Here is a 19,441-nt window from a genome sequence, read left to right as displayed (position 1 = left end):
CGATCTGCACGCCCAGGTCCAGGATCTTCTGAATCTCCGCGTCCAGAACCCCTTCAGGGAGAAAGCCCTTCCGGGAAGTCCGGGCAGAAGGAGCGGCCCCAGCACGGCGCCGGCAGCGAAGGCCCCCAGGATGAGCAGGGCGCCTTGGGCCCCGTGGGTCACGATGCCGTGGATGGAATATCCCCCCGGGCCGAGCCCTCCCAGAAGGAGGAACCCGAGGGCCGCCGCCAGGGCCGGCTTGAGGGCGGGGATAAGCTCCATGGGCACCAGGGCGGCGCGGTCTCTCAAGGGGAAGCCCACCGTGCGCATCGGGACGGTGGCCCTCATGCCCCTGGCCAGGAAATCCTCTATGTCGCCCGCCCTGACCGGCCCGAAGACCACGCGGAAGCCGCTTCTCTTCTTCACCTCGTGGGCGCTGATTCCGGGGGCGCCAAGCTGGGGGACGACCACGGTGCGGTGCGTGACCAGGTCCGAAAGGCCCGCCGCCTCCATGCGGCCAAGCAGCTCCTCGGTGCCCATGGTTCCCTTGCCCGCCGCGCACCAGACGTTTATGCCCCTGGTGTCCAGGGCGAGGACCCAGGCGTCAAGCCCTCCCAGCTCCGAGCGCAGGCGGTCGAAGCTGAGCTTGTAGTTGGCCGAGACCAGGACCGGGGAGCGGCCGTCGGGGTTGCCCACGGCGTAGAGCCCCGGCCGCACCGTATAGCGCATGCGCCCGATGCCCCAGCGGACTTTCCAGTGGCCTACCTTGTCGCTCCGGCTGAGCTCCGTGGCGACCCGGAGCACGTCGCCCAGGGGAGTCTGCACCGTCCCCCGGGCCCAGGGGGCATCCAGCGGGCCGGTCGTCCGGGGGCGACACGGGGCTCTTGCAAAATTTTCAAACAATGTTTTAAACTACGGCTCAATGTCGATTCCCAGGGAAGTGAGGACAACTGCGGGCACCCGGGAGAAGCTCCTTGCGGCGGCGGAAGAGCTGTTCCTTGAGAAGGGGTATGACGGGGTGAGCGTCCGGGACCTGACCGAGCGGGCGGGGGTCAACGTGGCCGCCATCAACTACCACTTCCAGGGGAAGCAGAACCTCTACAGGGAGTTCTTTCGGAGGAGGCTCACGGAGAGCGTTTCCCAGAAGACAGACGCCCTGCTGAGCGTGGTGCCCGCCGAGGGGAAGCCCGGGTTGAAAGAGGTCATCCGCATGTTCGTGCGGGAGTTCCTCGAGGACATGCTTTCCTCCAGGGAGTCCGAGCAGTTTCTGAACATCTTCTTCTCGGAGCTCTCCGGCAAGGGCACGGCCACAGATATTCTCTTCGAGGAGGGAGTCTATCCCATGCACAGGGTGCTCCTGGACGCATTCAGGCGGGCCAGGCCCGACATGCCCGAGACGAAGCTCGTCCTCTCGATGGCGAGCATCTTCGGCCAGATGGTGCATTTTGTCCGGGCCAGGGAGCTCGTGAAGCGGCTGACGCGGCGCGCCTACAGCAGGGAGTTCATCGACGAAATCGTGGAGCACATTACGGACTTTTCGTTGAAGGGAATGGGTGAATAGATGAAGATATCCCGGTTGGCGAAGGGTGTTCTGGCGCTGGTGCTTCTCCTGCTGCCCCTGGTCGCGGCGGGCCTTTCCGAGGAAAAGGGCCCGGATGCAGCCAAAAAGAAGCCCGCGGGTCCGCCGCCTGCCCTGGTGGTGGTCGATGCAATCGAGGAAGGCATGGTGGCTCCTTCCGCCCTGTTCGTGGGCACCGTCTACTATGCCCAGGTCTCCGACCTTTCGGCGGAAGTGGAAGGCCAGGTGCAGAGCGTCAACTACGAAGAAGGACGGCGGGTGAAGAAGGGCCAGGTGCTCGTCCGCCTGAGCACCGAGCTTCTGGAGGCAAAAATACAGGGCGTCCGGGCCTCCTTCGAGCAGGCCGTGGCTGAGTACCAGAAGGCGAAGAAGGACCTGGAGCGCATCGAGAACCTTTACAGGGAGGAGACCGTTTCGGAGTCGCTGAGGGACGAGCACTTTTTCAAAACACAGTCCCTCGAGAAGAAGCGCGACTCCCTGAGGGCCGAGCTCGAGAGGCTGGAGATAGAAAAGAGGAAGAAGACCATAGAGGCCCCCTTCGGCGGGATAATCCTGGAAAAGACGGTGGAGCCCGGCGAGTGGGTGACGGGGGGCGGCACCGTGGCCGTCCTGGCCGATGACAGCGCCCTCGATGTCCTGGTGGACGTGCCCGAGAGGATACTGCCCTACATCCAGAAGGGCCGCTCCCTCGAGGTGCAAAGCGGGGGCAGGAGCCTCGCGGGCACCGTTTTGACCGTTATCCCCAAGGGCGACGTGGCCACGCGGAGCTTCACCGTCAAGCTGAGGCTTGCGGGCAAAAGCGGGCTTCTTCAGGGCATGGAGGCTCGGGTGAGGATTCCCACGGGGCCCGGGAGCAAGGGGCTCGTCGTCCTGCGCGACGCGGTCATCGAGATGTTCGGCCAGAACATCGTCTTCGTCGTCCAGGAGGGGAAGGCCAGGATGGTCCCCGTTTCGGTGACCGGTTACGAAGGGCTCGTGGCCGGCATCGAAGGGCCGGGCCTCGTGGCCGGAATGAAGGCCGTCATCAAGGGCAACGAGCGGCTCCGTGACGGGCAGCCCGTCACGGTGGCCGGGCAGAAGGGCCGGAGCAACGGATAGATGGACGTCGTACGGTTTTCCATAACCAAGCCCGTCACCATCGTGGTGGGCGTCATCCTGGTGGTGCTCTTCGGCCTCATAGGGCTCATGAGGATGCCCTACCAGCTCTCCCCTTCGGTGGTGGAGCCCGAGATAACGGTGACCACCGTATGGAGGGGCGCCACGCCGTACGAGGTGGAGAGGGAGATCATCGAGGAGCAGGAAGAGGCCCTCAAGGGCATTCCCGGCCTCGCGGAGATGGAGAGCGAGTCCAGCAACGGCATGGGAACGGTCACCCTCCGCTTCCGCGTCGGCACGGACGTAGACGATGCGCTCCTCAGGGTGTCGAATAAACTGAACGAAGTCCCCCGCTACCCCGACGCCGCCGAAAAGCCCGTCATCAACGCCACGGGTGCGGCCACCTCGCCGGTCGTCTGGATGCTGCTGAAGTCGGTCGAGGGCAACCCGCGGCCCGTGGAGACCTATTTCAGTTTCTTCGAGAACGAGGTGCGCCAGCACCTGGAGCGGGTGGAAGGCGTGGCGGACCTCTTCGTCCGCGGCGGCATAGAGAAGGAAATGCACATAATCGTCAACCCGGAGCGCCTTGCCGCCTACGGGCTGACGATAAACGACGTCATCGAGGTCCTCGGGGCCGAGAACGTCAATGTCTCGGCCGGCAACCTGGGCGTAAGCCGGCGAGACTACCGGATTCGGACCACGGGGGAGTTCACCAGCCCGGAGGAAATCGAAGGGGTCGTCCTGCGCTCCACCGGGCAGCGCCGCATCCGGGTGCGCGACGTGGCCACCGTGAAGTTCGGGTACGAGAAGCGGCGCGACAAGGTGATGCACAACTCCGAAGGCGGCATCGCAGTGGGCGTGAAGCCCGAGCCGGGGACAAACGTGCTCACCCTGACGGACAGGACCAAGGAGGTCGTGGACCGTCTGAACAAGGAGGTTCTCCTCCCTCAGGGGATATTCCTGGACTGGGTCTATGACCAGAGGCCCTACATCCGGGGGGCCATAGACCTCATCCAGCAGAACATCCTCGTGGGCGGCATCCTGGCCGTTTTGGTCCTTCTGCTGTTCCTCCAGAGCGCCCGGGCCCCGGTGGTGGTGGCCACTGCCATCCCCATCAGCATTATCGGCACGTTCATATTCATGCAGATGCTGGGCAGGAACCTCAACGTGGTGAGCCTTGCCGGCATAGCCTTTGCCGTGGGGATGCTCGTGGACAATGCCATCGTGGTCATCGAGAACATCGACAGGCATCGGAAGATGGGGAAATCCGCCTTCTCGGCGGCCTATGACGGCACCAGGGAGGTCTGGGGGGCGGTTCTGGCCTCCACGGCCACCACGGTGGCCGTCTTCCTGCCGGTGGTCTTCATCCAGGAGGAGGCGGGCCAACTCTTCCGGGACATCGCCATAGCCGTTGTTTCAGCGGTCACCCTGAGCCTCTTCGTCTCCGTGCTGGTCATTCCCATGCTCTCGCGGAAAATCTTCGGGCTGACCCGGGGCGGAAAGAGAGGGAGAAAAGTTCCCCGGAAGGGAGGCGTCCTTTCGGCGGTGGGCGGGAAGGCAAGGGGCCTCGTCATGGCGGCGGTCGCCGCGACGACGAAGAACTGGGCCACCAGGGTGGTGACGGTCCTTTCGCTCACGGGCCTTGCCGTGGCGGTGGTGGTGTTCCTGATACCGCCGATGGAGTACCTGCCCCAGGGAAACCGGAACCTCATCATCAACTACATGGTTCCTCCGCCGGGCCTGTCCTATGCCGAGCGGGAGCAGATAGGAGAGCATCTGTTCGAGCAGGTGGAGCCGTACATCGGGCAGGACCGGGACGGCTTGCCCGCCATCGAGAACATGTTCTACGTTGGGTCGGAGGGTTTCATGATATTCGGGGCTACGAGCAAGCGCATTGACAGGGCGGCCGACCTCATCCCCCTGTTTACACGGATGATCTATTCGGTGCCGGGCATGTTCGGCGTGAGCCTTCAGGCCGGCATCTTCCAGACGCGCCTGGGCCAGGGGCGCACCATCGACGTGGATATCAGCGGCAAGAACCTGAATAACATCGTGCAGTCGGCGCAGGTGCTCTTCGGCAAGATCAAGGCCGAGGGCATCGAGCAGATCAGGCCGGTGCCCACCATGGAGGTCCTGTATCCCGAGGTGCGGCTGGTCCCCCGGAGGGACCGCCTGCGCAGCAACGGGATGAGCACCCGGGACCTGGGCGTGGCCCTGGACGTGCTCATGGACGGCCGGGACGTGGGGGAGTTCAAGCAGCCCGGCGAGAAGAAGATAGACATGGTGCTCCTGACGACGGAGGAGGACGTCTCCACGCCGGAAGCCCTCTTCTCCTCCCTGGTGGTCACCCCCGGAGGCAAGGTGGTGCCCGTGTCGAGCCTGGCGGATATGCAGAGGACCACGGGCATTACCCAGATCCGCCACCTGGAGCGCAACCGCACCGTCACGCTCGAGGTCACCCCTCCGAAAACCATGCCCCTGGAGTCGGCCATGAACAGCATAAAGACGCGCATCGTCCCCGGGCTGAAGCAGGCGGGCATGCTCGGGGGCGTGGACATCAAACTGGGGGGCGCGGCCGACAAGCTCGACGTGACGCGGAGGGCCCTTCAGTGGAACTTCGTTCTGGCGGCCATGATAGCCTATCTGCTCATGGCGGCACTGTTTGGAAACTTCGTCTATCCCCTGGTCATCATGTTTACGGTACCGCTGGCCGGGGCGGGCGGGTTCGTCGGGCTGACCATACTGAACCTCTTCGTCTCCCAGCCTCTGGACGTGGTGACCATGCTCGGTTTTGTCATCCTGGTCGGCATCGTGGTCAATAACGCCATCCTTATCGTCCACCAGGCCCTGAACAACATCCGTTACCACGGGATGGGGCACCGGGAGGCGGTGCTCGAGTCCACCCGCTCCAGGCTCAGGCCCATCTACATGAGCGCATCCACCAGCATCTTCGGCATGCTCCCCCTGGTGGTTTTCCCCGGTGCGGGCTCGGAGCTTTACCGGGGACTGGGAAGCGTCATCCTGGGAGGCATCGCCGTCTCCACAGTCTTTACGGTCTTCATCATCCCCTCGCTTCTGCTTTTCGTCATCCGGATGGAGAAGGTGCCGACCCGGAAGGAACCGGATGGGCGGACGGAGGAGGTTGCCCGGGAGGCGCAACCGGAGGAGAAGGCAGTCTCGCTCCGGGAAGGAGGGACGTCATGAGGCGGCTCCGTGTGGCGCTTTCCCTTGTTCTGGTCCTGGCCTTTACCGGTGGGGCGCACGCCCTTACCGTGGATGAGGCCGTCAAGACGGCCCTTCAGAACAACCACCGCATCCAGCAGTTCATCGTCCGCGAGCGTTCCGTCCAGGAGACCATCGGCTCCAGGCGCTCGGAGTTCATGCCCAGGCTCGATGCGAACTACAACTACCGGAAGTCGAGCGAGTCCACTTTCTTTCAGGCCGGTACGACCTCGCTCGTGGCCCTGGAGGCGAGCTACAATCTTTTCCGGGGCTTCTCGGACCTGAGGTCCTACCAGGCCGCCCGGAAGAACGCCGAGGCGGCCGTCTACGAGCGCCGTGCCGTGCAGGAGGACATCGTGCTTTCGGTCCGGACCGCCTATGCCGAGGTCCTGAGGGCCAGGAGCCGTCTGCAGACGGCCAAGGAAAGTGTGCGTCTCCTCGAGCGGCAGTTGAAGGACGCGGCGGCGTTTCTCCGGGAGGGCCTCATCGCAAAGAACGACTATCTCAAGGTGGAAGTGGAGCTGGCCACCGCCCGGCAGAACCTCCTGCAGGCCCGGGGCAACGTGCGGGTGACGCTGAAGAGACTGGCCAGGCTGATGGCGGTGGAGATTGCCGAGGACGAGGAAATCGAGGGCTTCGCGGGCCTGCCGGCACTCGATGTCGGCGCCTATGAGGGCATGAAGAAGGCCATGCTTGAGAGGCGGAGCGAGCTGAAGGCCCTCCGGGCGCAGAGGGAATCGGAGACTCTCAGGATGAGGGCCATAAAGGGCCAGTATTATCCCTCCCTGGACGTCTCGGCGTCCTATACGCGGTACGGCGACTCGGTCGTTCCCAATGGGCACCATCTGTTCTTCGGGGACGAAATGTTGGGAACGGTCAGCCTCAACTGGAACCTTTTTAGCGGGTTCAGGAGAAAGCACGACATGGCCGAGGCGCGTTACCTCGCCCGGGCGACGGAGCAGGAGTACCGGGATACGGTGCAGGAGCTGACCCTGCAGCTCAGGGAAGCCGTCGAGCTTTACAGTGTTTCGGAGGGGCAGCTCAAGGTGGCCCGCACGGCCGTGGTGCAGGCGGAGGAAAACTACCGGGTGACGGACGCCCGGTACCGGGAGAACCTGGCCACGACCACCGACCTCATAGACGCCGAGAACTTCCTCACCAGGGCCCGCAACCAGCTTGACGGGGCCCTGTACGACCTGCACATCGCCGCCGCCCGCATCCAGCGGGTGCTGGAGCAGGGCGTTCCGGAGGAGTTCCGGAGCTCCTGAGCCCCTACCGGCCCGGCGTCCATGTCATAACGGCCCCTTGCACGGAGAAGCGGCCGTCGAGAAAGTGTTCTATGACCCACATATTGGTCTTTGCGTGCCGGGTGACCTCGGCCGCCCGGACGGAGGTCCCCCAGCCGGAGGCCGCCATGAAAGGCAGCACCTGGTCCGCCAGGTGGCTGTCCACCGAGGCACCCGAGGACATCTCCTTCAGGAGGGCCTGTGCCGCCTCGGCACCGACGTCCTCGGCTCTCTTGCCTGGTTTGCCCAGCCCGTCGGCGCCGAGGAGGGCCCAGCGATACCGGGCCGCGAGGCATATGCTCGTTCCGGGCGAGGAGGACTCGTGGTACCGGACGTCCTCGTGGACCGGTGCGCCCTCTCCGGCGAGGACTTTCAGTGCCCCGTCGCGCTGCCTCTCCGCTACGCGCCTTTCCCTGAGGGAGGCCGACGCCGAGGAAAAGACGTGAAGGGCCTCAAGGGGGCCGCGCTCAAGGAGGGACGGAGGCGCGTGGACCTCGCCCGAAGCCCCGTGGAGCACGGCGGTCGCCCTGGCGCCGCCCTTGGGGTAGTATCCTCTCCTTTGCACCTCAAGCGACACTCTCAGGCCGAACCTCCCCGCCGCCGGGGCGAAGACCTGGAGGAAGTAATCCAGGGTCGGGGCGAAGTGGGTGTCGGTGGCGCCGCCTTGGAAGGCGACCGTTACGGGCCGCGTGTCCCCCAACGCGGCGACTGTAAGGGACTGAAGCACAAGGGTGATGCTTCCCGCCGTGGAAATCGGCACAGTAATGTCGTTTCGCTCCTCTCCCGGGTGCAGGCGCACCCGGGTGGAGCCTATCTCACCGCCTTCGAGTGCGCCTCCGGAAAGGCGGGCCAGGGCCTCCAGGCCGGCCAGGTGCTGGGTGCGGAGGCCCGGGTTCGGCCGGTTCTTTCTGATGTTCCGGATGAGGCAGGGCGTCCTGGTGAGGACCGAAAGGGCGGAGGCGGTCCGCAGAATCTGTCCTCCGCCCTCCAGGTAGGAGCCGTCCAACTCGATGGCCGCGTTCGGCATCCTCCCATGCTATCACCTGCGGAGGTTCATCACAATCGGCCCCTGGTGTATAATGCCGGGGATAAGCCATGACGGGGAGCCGATTTTCCATGCCGCCGAAGACAGCCCTGAAAGACCACCCCCCGACGCGTCCCGGCAGGCCGGCTGGGCGCGAAGCGGGTTTGCCGCGGCTCTTTGTGGCCCTTTTCCTTGCCTTTCTGGCCCTGTCCTCCTGCGCCAAGCGGGAGGTGGCGGTTCCCCCCGGGCCGGTTCTGCCCCCCGTGCCCCGCGAGCGGGTGAGCGTGGAGGTCCTCAAGAAGTCCTTTGCCTTCAGCGGCGTGGAGACCGCGAAGGCCCGGGTGTCGGGACGGGTCTTGAGGAAGGGGGAGCATCTGGGCTCTTTCAAGGGAGTCTTTGCCTTCCGCTCGCCGGACTCCCTGTGGCTGAGGCTTTACGACCCCCTGGGCTTCAGGGTTCTGGAGATGGTGAGCACGGGCGGCGTGCTGGAAGTCTACATCCCCCGCGATGATGCAATCTACGAGGGCCGGGCCCCCAGGCTCCTCCGCCCCCCCGAGGGCATGTATGCGGTGGAGGCGGCCCCGGGCCGGTATGTTTTTTATGCCTTCACGCGGTCGGCCGGGGGGGATTTGCTCCTCCTGGGCAAGTACGGCTTTAACCCGGTCACCCTGAAGCAGGCGTCGGCTGTTGTCTACCGGGGCGGGGCGCAGTTCATGCAGGCGATGTTCGACGCCTATCGCGGGGATGTCCCCACATTTGTGCGCTTCTCCTTCCCGGGGTCTTTTACGCTGGAGCTTACCTTGAAGGAGCCGGAAGAAGGCGTGGAGCTGCCTGAGAAATATTTCAAGCCTTTCAGTCCGGAGGGCAAGACGGTGCTCCCCCTGGAGCTTCTGACACGGGTGCCGGAGCTGCGCTGATGAGAAGCGGGTGATGTTCGGAAGCGGGGCCGCTCACGGGGCCGGGAGGGCCTGCGGATGACCGGGACCGGGCGGAAGACGGCGGCCGTCCGGAAGGCCGCGGGGGAGGAGCTCTGGGCGATTCTCCGCTCCGAGCACCCGGCGCTCCTGGAGGAGGCCCTGGGCAACCCGAACCTCACCGAGGAGATGGCCCTGTACATCGCCGCGAGCAGGGCCGCAACCTCCCAGGCCCTGGGGCTCCTGGCGGCCCACGGGAGGTTCGGCAGATCATACCGTATCCGGCTCGCGGTGGCCCGCCATCCCCGGAGCCCGCTCCGGGTGGCCCTTTCCCTCTTGAAGCATATCCGCCTGACCGACCAGGCCGACATGACTCGGGACCATTACATTCCCATCGCGGTCAGGCAGAGGGTGGAGGCGTCCATCGCCGAGCGCCTGAAGGCCCTCCCTCCGGGGATGAAAGTGGCCCTCTCGCGGAGGGCATCGGGCCCCGTCATCATGAAGATCATGGAGCAGAGCGATGAGCGGGTGGTGCGGGCCTGCCTGCAAAGCCCGCGCCTGACGGAGGAGCAGCTTTACAGGCTCGCCAACCGGCGGGGCACCCGCCCCGCGGTGATACGGGCCTTGGCGGGCGACCCGAAGTGGTCGCCGAGGTACCTCGTCCGGTTCGCCCTCATCAGGAATTTCCATACGCCCATGGGCAAGGTGGTGGAGTTCATCGAGGGCATGAAGACGGCCGACCTGAGGACCCTCCATGCCGACCCCCGGCTGCCCACAGCGACAAGACCCTTCATCCACAGGGAGCTCCAGGCGCGGGGGCAGGGGGTGCGGGAGCAGGAGGAGGAGATATACGAGCTTTCCTGGGAGGACGGGGGAGAAGCGGGCTCTCACGGCCTGGGCGGGGAATCGTTCCGGCTCGCGGAGGGGGAAGGAGAATGACATGATGACCATAGACGTTCCGGGCTTCGGGCTTCTCAGGCTTGAGCACCTGGTAAGCGATTTTACCGGAACCCTCTCCGAGGACGGGCGGCTCGTCCCGGGGGTGAAGGAGCGCTTGAACACCCTGGCGGAGAAGCTTGCCATTCACGTGCTTACCGCCGACACCTTCGGGCGCGCCCGGGAAGAGCTCTCCGGCGTGCACTGCTCGGTGCGCATTCTGGAGGGCTCGCGCCACGACGTGCAAAAGGAGCGGTACGTGTCCTCTCTCGGGCAGGAGAGGGTGGTTGCCCTGGGCAACGGGATGAACGACTGGGCCATGCTCTCCTCGGCACGGCTGGGAATGGCCGTCTCACTCGGTGAAGGCTGCGCCACAAACGCCCTGAAGTCCGCGGACGTCTTCGTCCCATCCGTCCTGGACGCCCTGGACATTCTGCTTGAGCCGCGCCGCCTGGTGGCGACCCTGCGGTACTGAGAGCCCACGCGGGTGAAAGAAACCGGAGGATGGGGGTTCTTCGTTGGCCGGAGCCCTTCCGGGCCGGCTACTCTTCCACGGTATAGCCGAGCTTCTCGATGCTCTGCCTGGTGAGCCTCAAGAGCTCGTCCTGGGGGATTTTTTCCCTGTCGAACCGGACAATGAGCTTTCCGTCCCCCGCCAGGACGGAGTTGACCCCCTTCTCATGCCCGATGAAGCGTCTGAGCGCCATGGCGCACTCCGCGCAGATGTCCTTGCGCACCGGCACGGTCAGCTCTTCTTCGCCAGCCATGCTCCATTATAGCAGGAAAACCTCCGGCACGCAGCGGCGGGCACAAAAAAACCCTGGCCCGAAAAAAGGCCGGGGCATGGGCGCACCGTTTAGAGCTTGACGACGTTGGAGGCCTTCAGGCCCTTGGGGCCTTCCACCACGTCGAAGCTCACGGCCTCTCCCTCGGCGAGGGACTTGAAGCCCTCCCCGGCTATGGCGGAGTAGTGAACGAAGACGTCTCCGCCGTCCTCCGAGGTTATGAATCCAAAGCCCTTGGAGTCATTGAACCACTTGACGGTTCCGTTCGGCACTCCCTTCACCTCCTTTTCAAGAAACGTTCGAAGAAGTCGGGACCATGCCGGAAAACCGCAAAGTCAAGGGCCTCTGGGTTCTGGACAACAGGTGCTTCCGAACTTCGCTCCTACTATCGCACAAGGACCCATGCCCGGTCAAGCGTCTCGGCGGCCGGTGCCCGCGAAGCCCCCGGCCTTGTGAGCACAATCACAAAGTGAGCAGGCTGGTTGACTTCACTACCCGGGTGTGTTAATCAAATGCATACTCTGCGGACGCAGGCAGAGAAAACAGGGGGAGTTCCGGTCTCCCCCGGAATACCGAGGATGAGCAGATGCAAGCTAAGGCCCCTGCCGCCAGCAACATCGCCATAGAGTTCATCAAGCAGAAAATCGAGACCCTGAACTGGATCATCGTCCTGAGCCTGTTCGTGACGCTGCTTTTCGTGGTGCGCTTTCTCTATAATTTTCTTGATTTCATTCCCCTGAACTCCGTCATCCTTATCATGGTCATCATGGCGGGCCTGGCCGTCATCGTCATCTATCTTGCCAAGGCGACCTCCGCCCGGGCGATACAGGCCATAGACGAATACAGCTGGAAGCTCAGTACGCTTCTGGGCACCATCAGCGACATGAACAAGATAGGCTACGAGGACGTCCTCCTGGAGAACATCATGGAGGCCGCCATGGTCATCACGCGGGCCGATGCGGGTGCCGTGGTGATGCGGGAAGGCGGTACGCTGGTATACAAGGCCGTCAAGGGCGGCCTGGAGGAGAGCCTGAGGGGAGAGAGCATGCCCGCATCCCGCGGCGTGGTGGGCTGGGCCGTGGAAGCGGGCGAGCCGGTCCTTGCCAACGACGTGGCCTCCGACACGAGCCTCTTTCCCAAGATGGACGAAGGCCTTCCCCCGGACACGAGGTCGGCCCTGGCCGTGCCCCTGAGCTTCGACGGGACGGTCCTCGGGGCGCTCGTCCTGACCAGCAGGTCCGCGGGCGCCTTCACCGGGGAGGACGAGGAGGTGATGACCCATTTCGCCGGCCAGGCCGCGGCCTCCCTGGAGAAGACCAGCTCCTACGAGGTCAAGAAGAACTACGAGATACACATGACCAACATCCTGGTCAGCGCCATAGAGAACCTGTCGGAGAAGGAGGGCCATGCCAAGCGGGTGGCCCGGTACACGCTGGCGATGGCCGGCGGGCTCGGCCTCCCGGAGGCCGAGAAGAAGCTGCTTTACCAGGCCTCCATGCTCCATGATATCGGGTTCCTCAAGATAAACATGCGGACCGTTACCCAGGTGGAGGAGTATCAGTTGCATGCACGATACGGCTACGAGATCCTCAAACCCATCACGTTCTACGCCGACCTTCTGCCCGTCGTCCTGCACCACCACGAGCGCTATGACGGCGAAGGATACCCCGACCGCCTGAAGGGGGACGCCATCCCCCTGGAGGCCCGGATGGTCGCCATCGCCGAGGCTTTCGACGTCATGGTCAGCGCCAAGAGCTACAAGAACGTCGGACGCATGATAAACGACGCCGTCATGGCCCGCACCGTCAATTTCGCCCGGGCCGTCGAGGAGCTCAGGGCGAACGCCGGCACGCAGTTCGACCCCATGCTGGTGGACGTCTTCCTCCGGAACATGAGCGAGGAGGACCTGATAGAATAGTCCCTCCCGGGAGGGGGATTTTCCTCCCGTCGGTCTCCCGTGCCCGCGTTTCGTCTTATAATAGAGGGGATGCGTGCGCACGCGGGGCTCCCCACGGGAGCGTCCTTCATACAGAAGCACATAAAGACGATACTCGTCTGCGTTTTCGCCCTCATGGCCCTGACGTTTCTGGCGAGCGCGTGGTATCCTCCGCTCGAGGTGCTCTCCAAGATTCTCCTTGGAGGGTTCGTCGGGGGGTTTACCAACTCGGTGGCCATCAAGATGCTCTTCGAGAAGAAGTGGTACCTGCCGGGCTCGGGGGTCCTTTTTGAAAACCGCGACGCCATCATAGAGTCCCTGGCCCTGACCGCCGAGAAGCACCTCCTTGACGTGGAGCACATGGAGGACTGGCTCAGGGAAGAGGTCCGCAAGATGAATCTCGCCGAGACGAAGAAGGTTCTGAACTCCTTTTTGGAGGATTTCCGCGAGCAGATGCTCCGGTTCGTCCACTCTCCCAGGGCCCACCGGAGGGTGAAGGAGATGCTGAAGAGCGTGGCGCGGAAGAGCAGCGTGGGCCTGCCGGCCAAGCTTTTCATCCTGGTGGGCTTCCGGGAGAGCAAGCTCGACGAGCTGGCCGACGACATCCTCCTGGAGGTGGGGGTGCAGGTCTCGGAGTTCGAGGTCTCCTACCCCATGCTGCAGAGCATCGTCCAGCACACGGGGACCCTGGAGGATTTCCTCTTTACTCCGCAGAACACCCTGCTCCGGAAAAACTACGATTTTTCCGGTTCTTTCATGTCGTTCTTTTTCGCGAAGCTCAGGGTCAGGGAGATTGTCGCGGACAAGCTCTCCCGGTACACCCCCGAGGAGGTCACCGACATCGTCAGCAGGAACATCCGGCAGCATCTGCCCTGGCTGGAGTTCTTCGGCATCGTCCTGGGGTGCCTGTTCGTCGGGATTTTCGAGCTCCTGCATGGCCCCCTGGGCGGCATCATGGAGCGCCTTGCTTCTCTGCTCCCCTGACGCACAAGGCCGCCCTTCAAGAGGGGCGGCCCCGGCAAGAAGGGCAGGGATTCATTCGAGGTTGAAGACGGCCACTTCCTTTATGCCGGGGATATACTCGCCCACCGGAACGAGCTTCTTGCCCTCGCTGACGCAGCCGATGATTACGGTCCAGAGCTGGTTGAGCTCCGCCTTCTCCCTTTCGCTCTCCGGGGTCATCCGGATAAGCGTCCCCTCAAGCTCGATCTTCATGAAACCCCTCCTGGTGGAAAAAAAGTACGAAAAGTATAGCATTTCCGGTGGACTTTGCAAACCCGCCCGGCTCGGTGTCTCCTTGACTTCCCCCGCCGCCTTCGGTACGTTTTAAGAAGACTTACGTTGCTTCTCTTCAGGGAAACCGGGTAAGGAGGAGGTTCGGATTCATGAAGAAATTTCTTTTTCTTGCCTTCGTTTTCATCCCCGTCGTTTCGGTGGCCCAGGTAGAGGAGCCGCAGTGGGTCTACCTGACCGACGACGTGGGCGGGGCCTCCGTCTCCTATGACCCCCAAAGCATGGAGACCATCGCCAGCGACACCAAGAGCATCGTCATCCGCACCGACTACCGGGAGGCCGATAAGGCCGTGCGGGAAGAGAAAGGCTGCGCCTACGTGGACTCCGTGGTGGCCATGAACTGTCAGCAGGGCATCTCGCTCGTCCTGGCGGTCTCCCGCTACAGCGAGGAGGGCGCCCTGATATCCAGCGTGACGCCCTATCCGGCCAGGTGGGAGGACCTGGCCAAGGACCCCATCATGCTGAAACTCTCCCGCGTGCTCTGCGGCCACACCCCCGTGGAGACGATGCCCCGGCTGAAATACCAATGAACAGGTAGTCCCCTCCTTCCGAAGGCGGCCGCCCCCCAGCCCGGGCAAACCTTCCATAAGTTCTGTTAATATAATGGCTTATGGAGAAGAGGGTTCAGAAGATACTGGCCGAGATGGGGGTGGCCTCGCGCCGGAAGGCCGAGGAGCTCATCGAGGAGGGGCGGGTCACCGTCAACGGGCGGGTCGCCCATCTGGGGCAGAAGGCCGACCCCCTGCTGAGCCACATCAAGCTCGACGGAAAGCTCCTCGCTCCGAGGGCCGAGCCCAAGGTCTACCTTGCCCTGAACAAGCCGCGAAACGTCGTCACCTCGCTGTCGGACCCGGAGGGGCGCCCCACGGTGAAGGACTATCTGCGGGGCGTGCGGGGGCGGGTCTACCCCGTGGGAAGGCTCGATTTCGACAGCGAGGGGCTTCTGCTCATGACCAACGACGGGGAGTTCGCCCACGGCGTCATGCACCCTTCCCACAAGCTGCCCAAGACCTACCGGGTCAAGGTCAAGGGCGTGCTCACCGCGGAGGAGTTCGAACGCCTCAGAAAGGGGGTGCGCATCGAGGACGGCATGGCGCGGGCGGCCCAGGCGAAGCCCCTGGAGAAGCTCAAGGAGAACTCCTGGCTGGAGATAACCATCACGGAAGGCAGGAAGCGCCAGATACGGCGCATGCTCGAGCGGGTGGGGCATCCGGTCATCCGCCTCGTCCGCACCAGGGTGGGGCCGGTGAGCCTGGGGCCCCTGAAGGCCGGCCAGTTGAGGCCCCTTACGCCGGAGGAGGTAGAAAAGATAAAATATCGGGCGGGCCTTACCAAGGAGGATGCATGACCAAGGACAGAGGGTGCGGCGAGGTCGGCGAAGCGGATGTCGGCGCCAGGTTCGGCGTGGCGGGCTGGGTCTTCAGGCGGCGCGACCACGGCGGGCTCATATTTGTCGACCTCAGGGACCGGAGCGGTCTCCTTCAGGTCGTCTTCAGTCCGGATGCGGACGCCGATGCTCATAGCCGCGCGCACTCCCTGCGCTCCGAATACGTCATCGCCGTCCGCGGGGTGGTCAGGCGGCGCCCCCAGGGGACGGTCAACCCCGACCTGCCCACCGGCCACGTGGAGCTCTATGTGGAGGACCTGGACATCCTGAACGAGTCGGCCACCCCGCCCTTCGTCCTCGAGGAGGCGGCCGAGGCCACCGAGAGCCTCCGTCTGAAATGCCGGTACCTGGACCTCCGGAGGCCGGAGATGCAGCGCAACCTCATCCTCAGGCACCGGGCGACCAAGAGCATGCGCGACTACCTGGACGGACGGGGCTTTCTGGAGATAGAAACTCCCATGCTCACCAAGAGCACCCCTGAGGGCGCCCGGGACTACCTGGTCCCCTCGCGGGTGAACCCGGGGCACTTCTATGCCCTGCCCCAGTCGCCCCAGCTCTTCAAGCAGATACTGATGGTGGCGGGCCTGGAGAAATATTTCCAGATTGTCAGGTGCTTCCGGGACGAGGACCTGAGGGCCGACCGGCAGCCGGAGTTCACCCAGGTGGACCTGGAGATGTCCTTCGTCCAGGCCGAGGACATCCTCGCCCTGGTGGAGGGCATGCTCAAGGGGCTGTTCAAGGACGTCCTCGGCGTCGAGGTGGAGACTCCGTTTGCCCGGCTGAGCTACAGGGAGGCCCTGGAGCGCTACGGCACCGACAAGCCCGACCTGCGGTTCGCCCTGGAGCTTGCCGAGATGGGCGACCTCGCTCTGCGGGGGAATTTCAAGGTCTTCCGGGACGCTCTGGCCGCCGGAGGAAGGGTAAAGGCCATTTTGGGCAAGGGCATGGCCGGCTTGAGCAGGAAAGAGGTCGACGAGCTCACCGCCCTGGCCCAGTCCCTGGGGGCCAAGGGACTTGCCTGGATAAAGGTGAAGGAGGATTTCGAGTCCCCCATCGCGAAGTTCTTCCCGGAGGAAGTGCTCCGGGAGATGGCCTCCCGCCTGGGGGCCGGGCCGGGGGACATGATGCTCTTCGTGGCCGACGCCGAGGAGGTTGTCCTGGATGTGCTCGGGCGGCTCAGGCTGGAGCTGGGCAGGCGCCTGGGTCTCGTCGAGAACGGGTTCCGTTTCCTCTGGATCGTGGACTACCCTCTCCTTGAGTGGGACGAGGAGGAGGGGCGCTATGTGTCCCTGCACCATCCCTTCACCTCGCCGGTGGACGAGGACGCCGAGAAGATGCTCTCGGGGGAGGCCGACCTCCCGCAGCTGAGGGCGAAGGCCTACGACATCGTCCTGAACGGCTACGAAATTGGAGGCGGAAGCATAAGGATTCACACCCGGGCGGTGCAGCGAAAGATGTTCGAGACCCTGGGAATTCCGGATGAGGAGGCCCGGGAGAAGTTCGGTTTTCTGCTGGATGCCCTGGAGTACGGGGCCCCGCCCCACGGGGGCATTGCCCTGGGGCTTGACAGGCTGGTCATGGTGATGGCGGGGGTGGACTCCATACGGGACGTTATCGCCTTTCCCAAGACGCAGAAGGCGGTCTGCCTGATGAGCGGGGCGCCCTCCGAGGTGGATGACAGGCAGTTGAGGGAGCTTCACGTGCGAAAGACCGCCAATATCCGCCTTCCGGGGGCCCGCGAAGCCTAACGCATGGTAAATTAATGAAAGTCGCTCCGCGGCCCGCAGGGGAGGGCTTTTGGGCCGCCCGTGGGCAGGGCGGCGGTAAATTCCTTGACAATTACCTATGTACCTAATATAATTAAGAAATTGCAGTTCCCCGGGTTGAGGGAGCGAGAAAGCTCAAAAGACAGGAGTCGCGATGACGAAAGCGGACCTTGTGGAGATTGTTTTCGAGAAGGTTGGCCTCTCGAAGAAGGAGGCTCAGGATATCATCGAAATCATCTTCGATACGATAAGGCAGGCGTTTGTCGAAGGCGAGTCGGTGAAAATACCCGGATTCGGCACCTTTAACGTCCGGGACAAGGCGCCCCGGAGAGGACGCAACCCCCAGACGGGGGAGGAGCTGGAGATTACCCCGCGCCGGGTGCTCACCTTCAAGGCCAGCAACCAGCTCAAAGACAGCATAGAGAAGGAGCCGTAGCATGCAGAAGGCCCCGGCCAAGAAGCTCGGGGACGCCGGCGCGTCCTATCCCGACAAGCTTTTCTACAAGATAGGGGAAGTGAGCAAGATTGCCGGGGTGGAGCCCTACGTGCTGCGGTACTGGGAGAGCGAGTTTCCGCTGCTGAGGCCGCGGAAGAGCAAGTCGGGCCAGCGGATATACGTGAAGAAGGACCTGGAGCTGGTCCTGAGGATACGGGACATGCTGTACAGGGACCGCTACACCATCGAGGGCGTCCGCAAGAGGTTGAGCGAGGGCGGAGCCCCCCGGGGTGGCGAAGCGGCACCGAAAGCTGTCCACTCGCCTGAAGACGCTTTGCAGCACGTCAAGAACAGGCTCCGGGACATACTGAAACAGCTTTCCTGAATCGGGGCGTGGCGCAGCCTGGTAGCGCACTCGCTTGGGGTGCGAGAGGTCGGCCGTTCAAATCGGCTCGCCCCGACCATTAAAGACAAGGGGCCACGGCATATGCCGTGGCCCCTTGTCTTTTTGATGTGGGGACTTTGTGGGAAGCTTTTTATAATAACGCTTCTGTCGGTTCATATATCATGGTCTTTTGGAGGATTTCTCTTCTCGAGAAGAGAAATGAAACTTCTCCTCATAGAAAGATTTATATGATATTTCCAAATCAGCTCGGTCAAGTGCCTTCTCCACAAACTCTTTCTGAAACGGGTCGTGAAATTGTATGCTGACAATTGTAAACCGCTCCTTCGGTGACAACGAGGCATCCTTCCCTAGATAGGAATGGCGAGCAGTATAACTGGGATAAAGGGGTTGTGGGAGTATGATTTTCAAAGCATTTTCTATTTGATCTCTATCCCCAGGCATTCGTTTTCCATCGACCATTATGGAATAACTCTCTATGACAGCTGGGCCAGTTCCATTATTCATCAACTCAGCTGTGTAGAGCCCTTTCTCAGGGTCGCTTTGTGTCCATGTAGTAAGATGCGGGAGGAAAGAAAGCTTATTATGCTTCTGGGTCTGTTTCCCTTGCCAGATGGAAAAGACAAGGGCACAAAGTGCAATCACCGCGCTAGATATTCCTGTTATCGCTGACCAATTCACATCTCTCCCGTCAGAAACCTAACGCCCCGCCTTTTTTGGACTGCTCATCAGTTTGTCAACTTTTTCTTGCCCTTTTCGAAATCTTTCAGCAAGGTCATCGGCTACGGCGCTGGGAACCATTTTTTGAGTTGTTCCTAAGAGTATGTCTGTATTCTCCATGATTCGGTCATAGGAGCTCAGAAAGAACGCCATAGCTCTGCTTTGAGCCTTTAGAGCTGCTTGCATCCTTTCTGATTCTTCTTCAGATTTCGTTGCGTGAACGCCCATCCCAGCTGCAAGACGGGAGGCTTCATCCACATGTCGGCTTATTTGAAAGTAATCAGCTTTGAGATTGATTATTGCAGCAGCGACTCTTGCGTCACTGTGAACCGATACAAACCTTGAGAAAATATTTGCATCTGTGAAAGCAAATAGAGCTGAATAAGATATTTTACCTTTTTTTGCTTGTTCATAATAGAGTACGCAACGTTCAAAAGCAAGAATTAATTCGTAGCTAATTGCAGTCATCAATGATTTACTTTCGTTACGTGCGCGATGTGTGCTGTAGAAAATAGAAACTGTAGCACCGGCGACACCTCCCAAAATGAGTGACAAGAGTGAGTACAATGCCGTTGCTATATCAATCTGGTTTCCAACAGCTGAGATGCTGTTATTGATCATTGTTTCCTCCTGAGGGCTGGACTTGCAGCAGAGGACTCTTTATCCGGGTCCATCGCCGC

At 62.5% G+C, this 19,441-nt stretch carries 21 protein-coding genes and 1 tRNA gene; 15 read left to right on the top strand and 7 right to left on the bottom strand.

The annotated features are described in order from the left end of the window. Positions 1-804: mercury methylation corrinoid protein HgcA (gene hgcA, locus P8Y39_07405; GenBank protein MEJ2192165.1), on the bottom strand; the 804-nt coding region annotated here is incomplete at its 3' end. Between the two features lie 115 nt (positions 805-919). On the opposite strand from hgcA, the gene P8Y39_07400 reads away from it, so the two are divergent. The 4 genes from P8Y39_07400 to P8Y39_07385 are packed head-to-tail and all read left to right on the top strand — an operon-like array spanning position 920 to position 7,143. Then, positions 920-1,540 (top strand): CerR family C-terminal domain-containing protein, encoded by a 621-nt coding sequence (locus P8Y39_07400; GenBank protein MEJ2192164.1) that lies wholly within the window; start codon positions 920-922, stop codon positions 1,538-1,540. Beyond that, complete coding sequence (locus P8Y39_07395) at positions 1,541-2,656, top strand: efflux RND transporter periplasmic adaptor subunit (GenBank protein ID MEJ2192163.1); 1,116 nt, start codon at positions 1,541-1,543, stop codon at positions 2,654-2,656. It abuts the gene before it with no gap. Next, entirely contained in the window at positions 2,657-5,857 is a 3,201-nt protein-coding gene (locus P8Y39_07390) for an efflux RND transporter permease subunit (GenBank protein MEJ2192162.1), read from the top strand. Then, on the top strand, positions 5,854-7,143 hold the full coding sequence (locus P8Y39_07385) for a TolC family protein (GenBank protein MEJ2192161.1): 1,290 nt from the start codon (positions 5,854-5,856) through the stop codon (positions 7,141-7,143). Before P8Y39_07390 ends, P8Y39_07385 begins: the two co-directional genes overlap by 4 nt. 4 nt (positions 7,144-7,147) lie before the next feature. Here the strand turns inward: P8Y39_07385 and rtcA are convergent, their stop codons facing one another. Beyond that, complete coding sequence (gene rtcA, locus P8Y39_07380) at positions 7,148-8,188, bottom strand: RNA 3'-terminal phosphate cyclase (protein ID MEJ2192160.1); 1,041 nt, start codon at positions 8,186-8,188, stop codon at positions 7,148-7,150. Between the two features lie 161 nt (positions 8,189-8,349). Here rtcA and P8Y39_07375 point away from each other — a divergent pair, with 161 nt between their 5' ends. The 3 genes from P8Y39_07375 to P8Y39_07365 are packed head-to-tail and all read left to right on the top strand — an operon-like array spanning position 8,350 to position 10,510. After that, the gene (locus P8Y39_07375; GenBank protein ID MEJ2192159.1) at positions 8,350-9,102 is read left to right on the top strand and encodes a hypothetical protein; all 753 of its coding nucleotides are present in this window, start codon (positions 8,350-8,352) and stop codon (positions 9,100-9,102) included. 57 nt (positions 9,103-9,159) lie between these two features. Beyond that, positions 9,160-10,038: a hypothetical protein gene (locus P8Y39_07370; GenBank protein MEJ2192158.1), complete on the top strand. Its 879-nt coding sequence runs from the start codon at positions 9,160-9,162 to the stop codon at positions 10,036-10,038. Between the two features lies 1 nt (position 10,039). Next, on the top strand, positions 10,040-10,510 hold the full coding sequence (locus tag P8Y39_07365; GenBank protein MEJ2192157.1) for an ATPase P: 471 nt from the start codon (positions 10,040-10,042) through the stop codon (positions 10,508-10,510). A gap of 67 nt (positions 10,511-10,577) precedes the next feature. Here P8Y39_07365 and P8Y39_07360 read toward each other — a convergent pair whose 3' ends face one another. Next, positions 10,578-10,802, bottom strand: a complete 225-nt coding sequence (locus P8Y39_07360; protein MEJ2192156.1) for a hypothetical protein — start codon at positions 10,800-10,802, stop codon at positions 10,578-10,580. Positions 10,803-10,891: 89 nt separating this feature from the next. Next, complete coding sequence (locus P8Y39_07355; protein MEJ2192155.1) at positions 10,892-11,092, bottom strand: cold-shock protein; 201 nt, start codon at positions 11,090-11,092, stop codon at positions 10,892-10,894. A gap of 314 nt (positions 11,093-11,406) precedes the next feature. Here P8Y39_07355 and P8Y39_07350 point away from each other — a divergent pair, with 314 nt between their 5' ends. Then, positions 11,407-12,738 (top strand): GAF domain-containing protein, encoded by a 1,332-nt coding sequence (locus P8Y39_07350; protein MEJ2192154.1) that lies wholly within the window; start codon positions 11,407-11,409, stop codon positions 12,736-12,738. Positions 12,739-12,807: 69 nt separating this feature from the next. After that, positions 12,808-13,740, top strand: coding sequence for a DUF445 family protein (locus P8Y39_07345; GenBank protein ID MEJ2192153.1), 933 nt, complete (start codon positions 12,808-12,810; stop codon positions 13,738-13,740). A 51-nt stretch (positions 13,741-13,791) separates the two neighbouring features. Here P8Y39_07345 and P8Y39_07340 read toward each other — a convergent pair whose 3' ends face one another. Further along, entirely contained in the window at positions 13,792-13,971 is a 180-nt protein-coding gene (locus tag P8Y39_07340) for a hypothetical protein (GenBank protein ID MEJ2192152.1), read from the bottom strand. 170 nt (positions 13,972-14,141) lie between these two features. Between P8Y39_07340 and P8Y39_07335 the strand changes: the two genes are divergently transcribed. From P8Y39_07335 to P8Y39_07310, 6 genes are all read left to right on the top strand, one after another. Beyond that, positions 14,142-14,579, top strand: a complete 438-nt coding sequence (locus P8Y39_07335; GenBank protein ID MEJ2192151.1) for a hypothetical protein — start codon at positions 14,142-14,144, stop codon at positions 14,577-14,579. 80 nt (positions 14,580-14,659) lie between these two features. Next, on the top strand, positions 14,660-15,397 hold the full coding sequence (locus P8Y39_07330; protein ID MEJ2192150.1) for a pseudouridine synthase: 738 nt from the start codon (positions 14,660-14,662) through the stop codon (positions 15,395-15,397). Next, positions 15,394-17,184, top strand: a complete 1,791-nt coding sequence (aspS, locus tag P8Y39_07325) for an aspartate--tRNA ligase (GenBank protein MEJ2192149.1) — start codon at positions 15,394-15,396, stop codon at positions 17,182-17,184. The genes P8Y39_07330 and aspS overlap by 4 nt, the downstream gene beginning before the upstream one ends. Before the next feature lie 172 nt (positions 17,185-17,356). Continuing rightward, positions 17,357-17,638, top strand: coding sequence for an integration host factor subunit alpha (locus P8Y39_07320; protein MEJ2192148.1), 282 nt, complete (start codon positions 17,357-17,359; stop codon positions 17,636-17,638). 1 nt (position 17,639) lies between these two features. After that, entirely contained in the window at positions 17,640-18,023 is a 384-nt protein-coding gene (locus P8Y39_07315) for a MerR family transcriptional regulator (protein ID MEJ2192147.1), read from the top strand. Between the two features lie 2 nt (positions 18,024-18,025). After that, positions 18,026-18,102: transfer RNA gene (locus P8Y39_07310), tRNA-Pro, on the top strand. Positions 18,103-18,203: 101 nt separating this feature from the next. Here P8Y39_07310 and P8Y39_07305 read toward each other — a convergent pair. Beyond that, complete coding sequence (locus P8Y39_07305) at positions 18,204-18,722, bottom strand: hypothetical protein (GenBank protein ID MEJ2192146.1); 519 nt, start codon at positions 18,720-18,722, stop codon at positions 18,204-18,206. A gap of 18 nt (positions 18,723-18,740) precedes the next feature. Then, positions 18,741-19,382 (bottom strand): hypothetical protein, encoded by a 642-nt coding sequence (locus P8Y39_07300; protein MEJ2192145.1) that lies wholly within the window; start codon positions 19,380-19,382, stop codon positions 18,741-18,743. Between the last annotated feature and the right edge of the window lie 59 nt (positions 19,383-19,441).

The sequence above is a fragment of the Nitrospirota bacterium genome, assembly GCA_037386965.1.
In the GTDB taxonomy this organism is placed as follows: Bacteria; Nitrospirota; Thermodesulfovibrionia; order Thermodesulfovibrionales; family JdFR-86; genus JARRLN01.
Note: the sequence above shows the minus strand (reverse complement) of the source record. Positions and strands in the feature narration are given on the sequence as shown.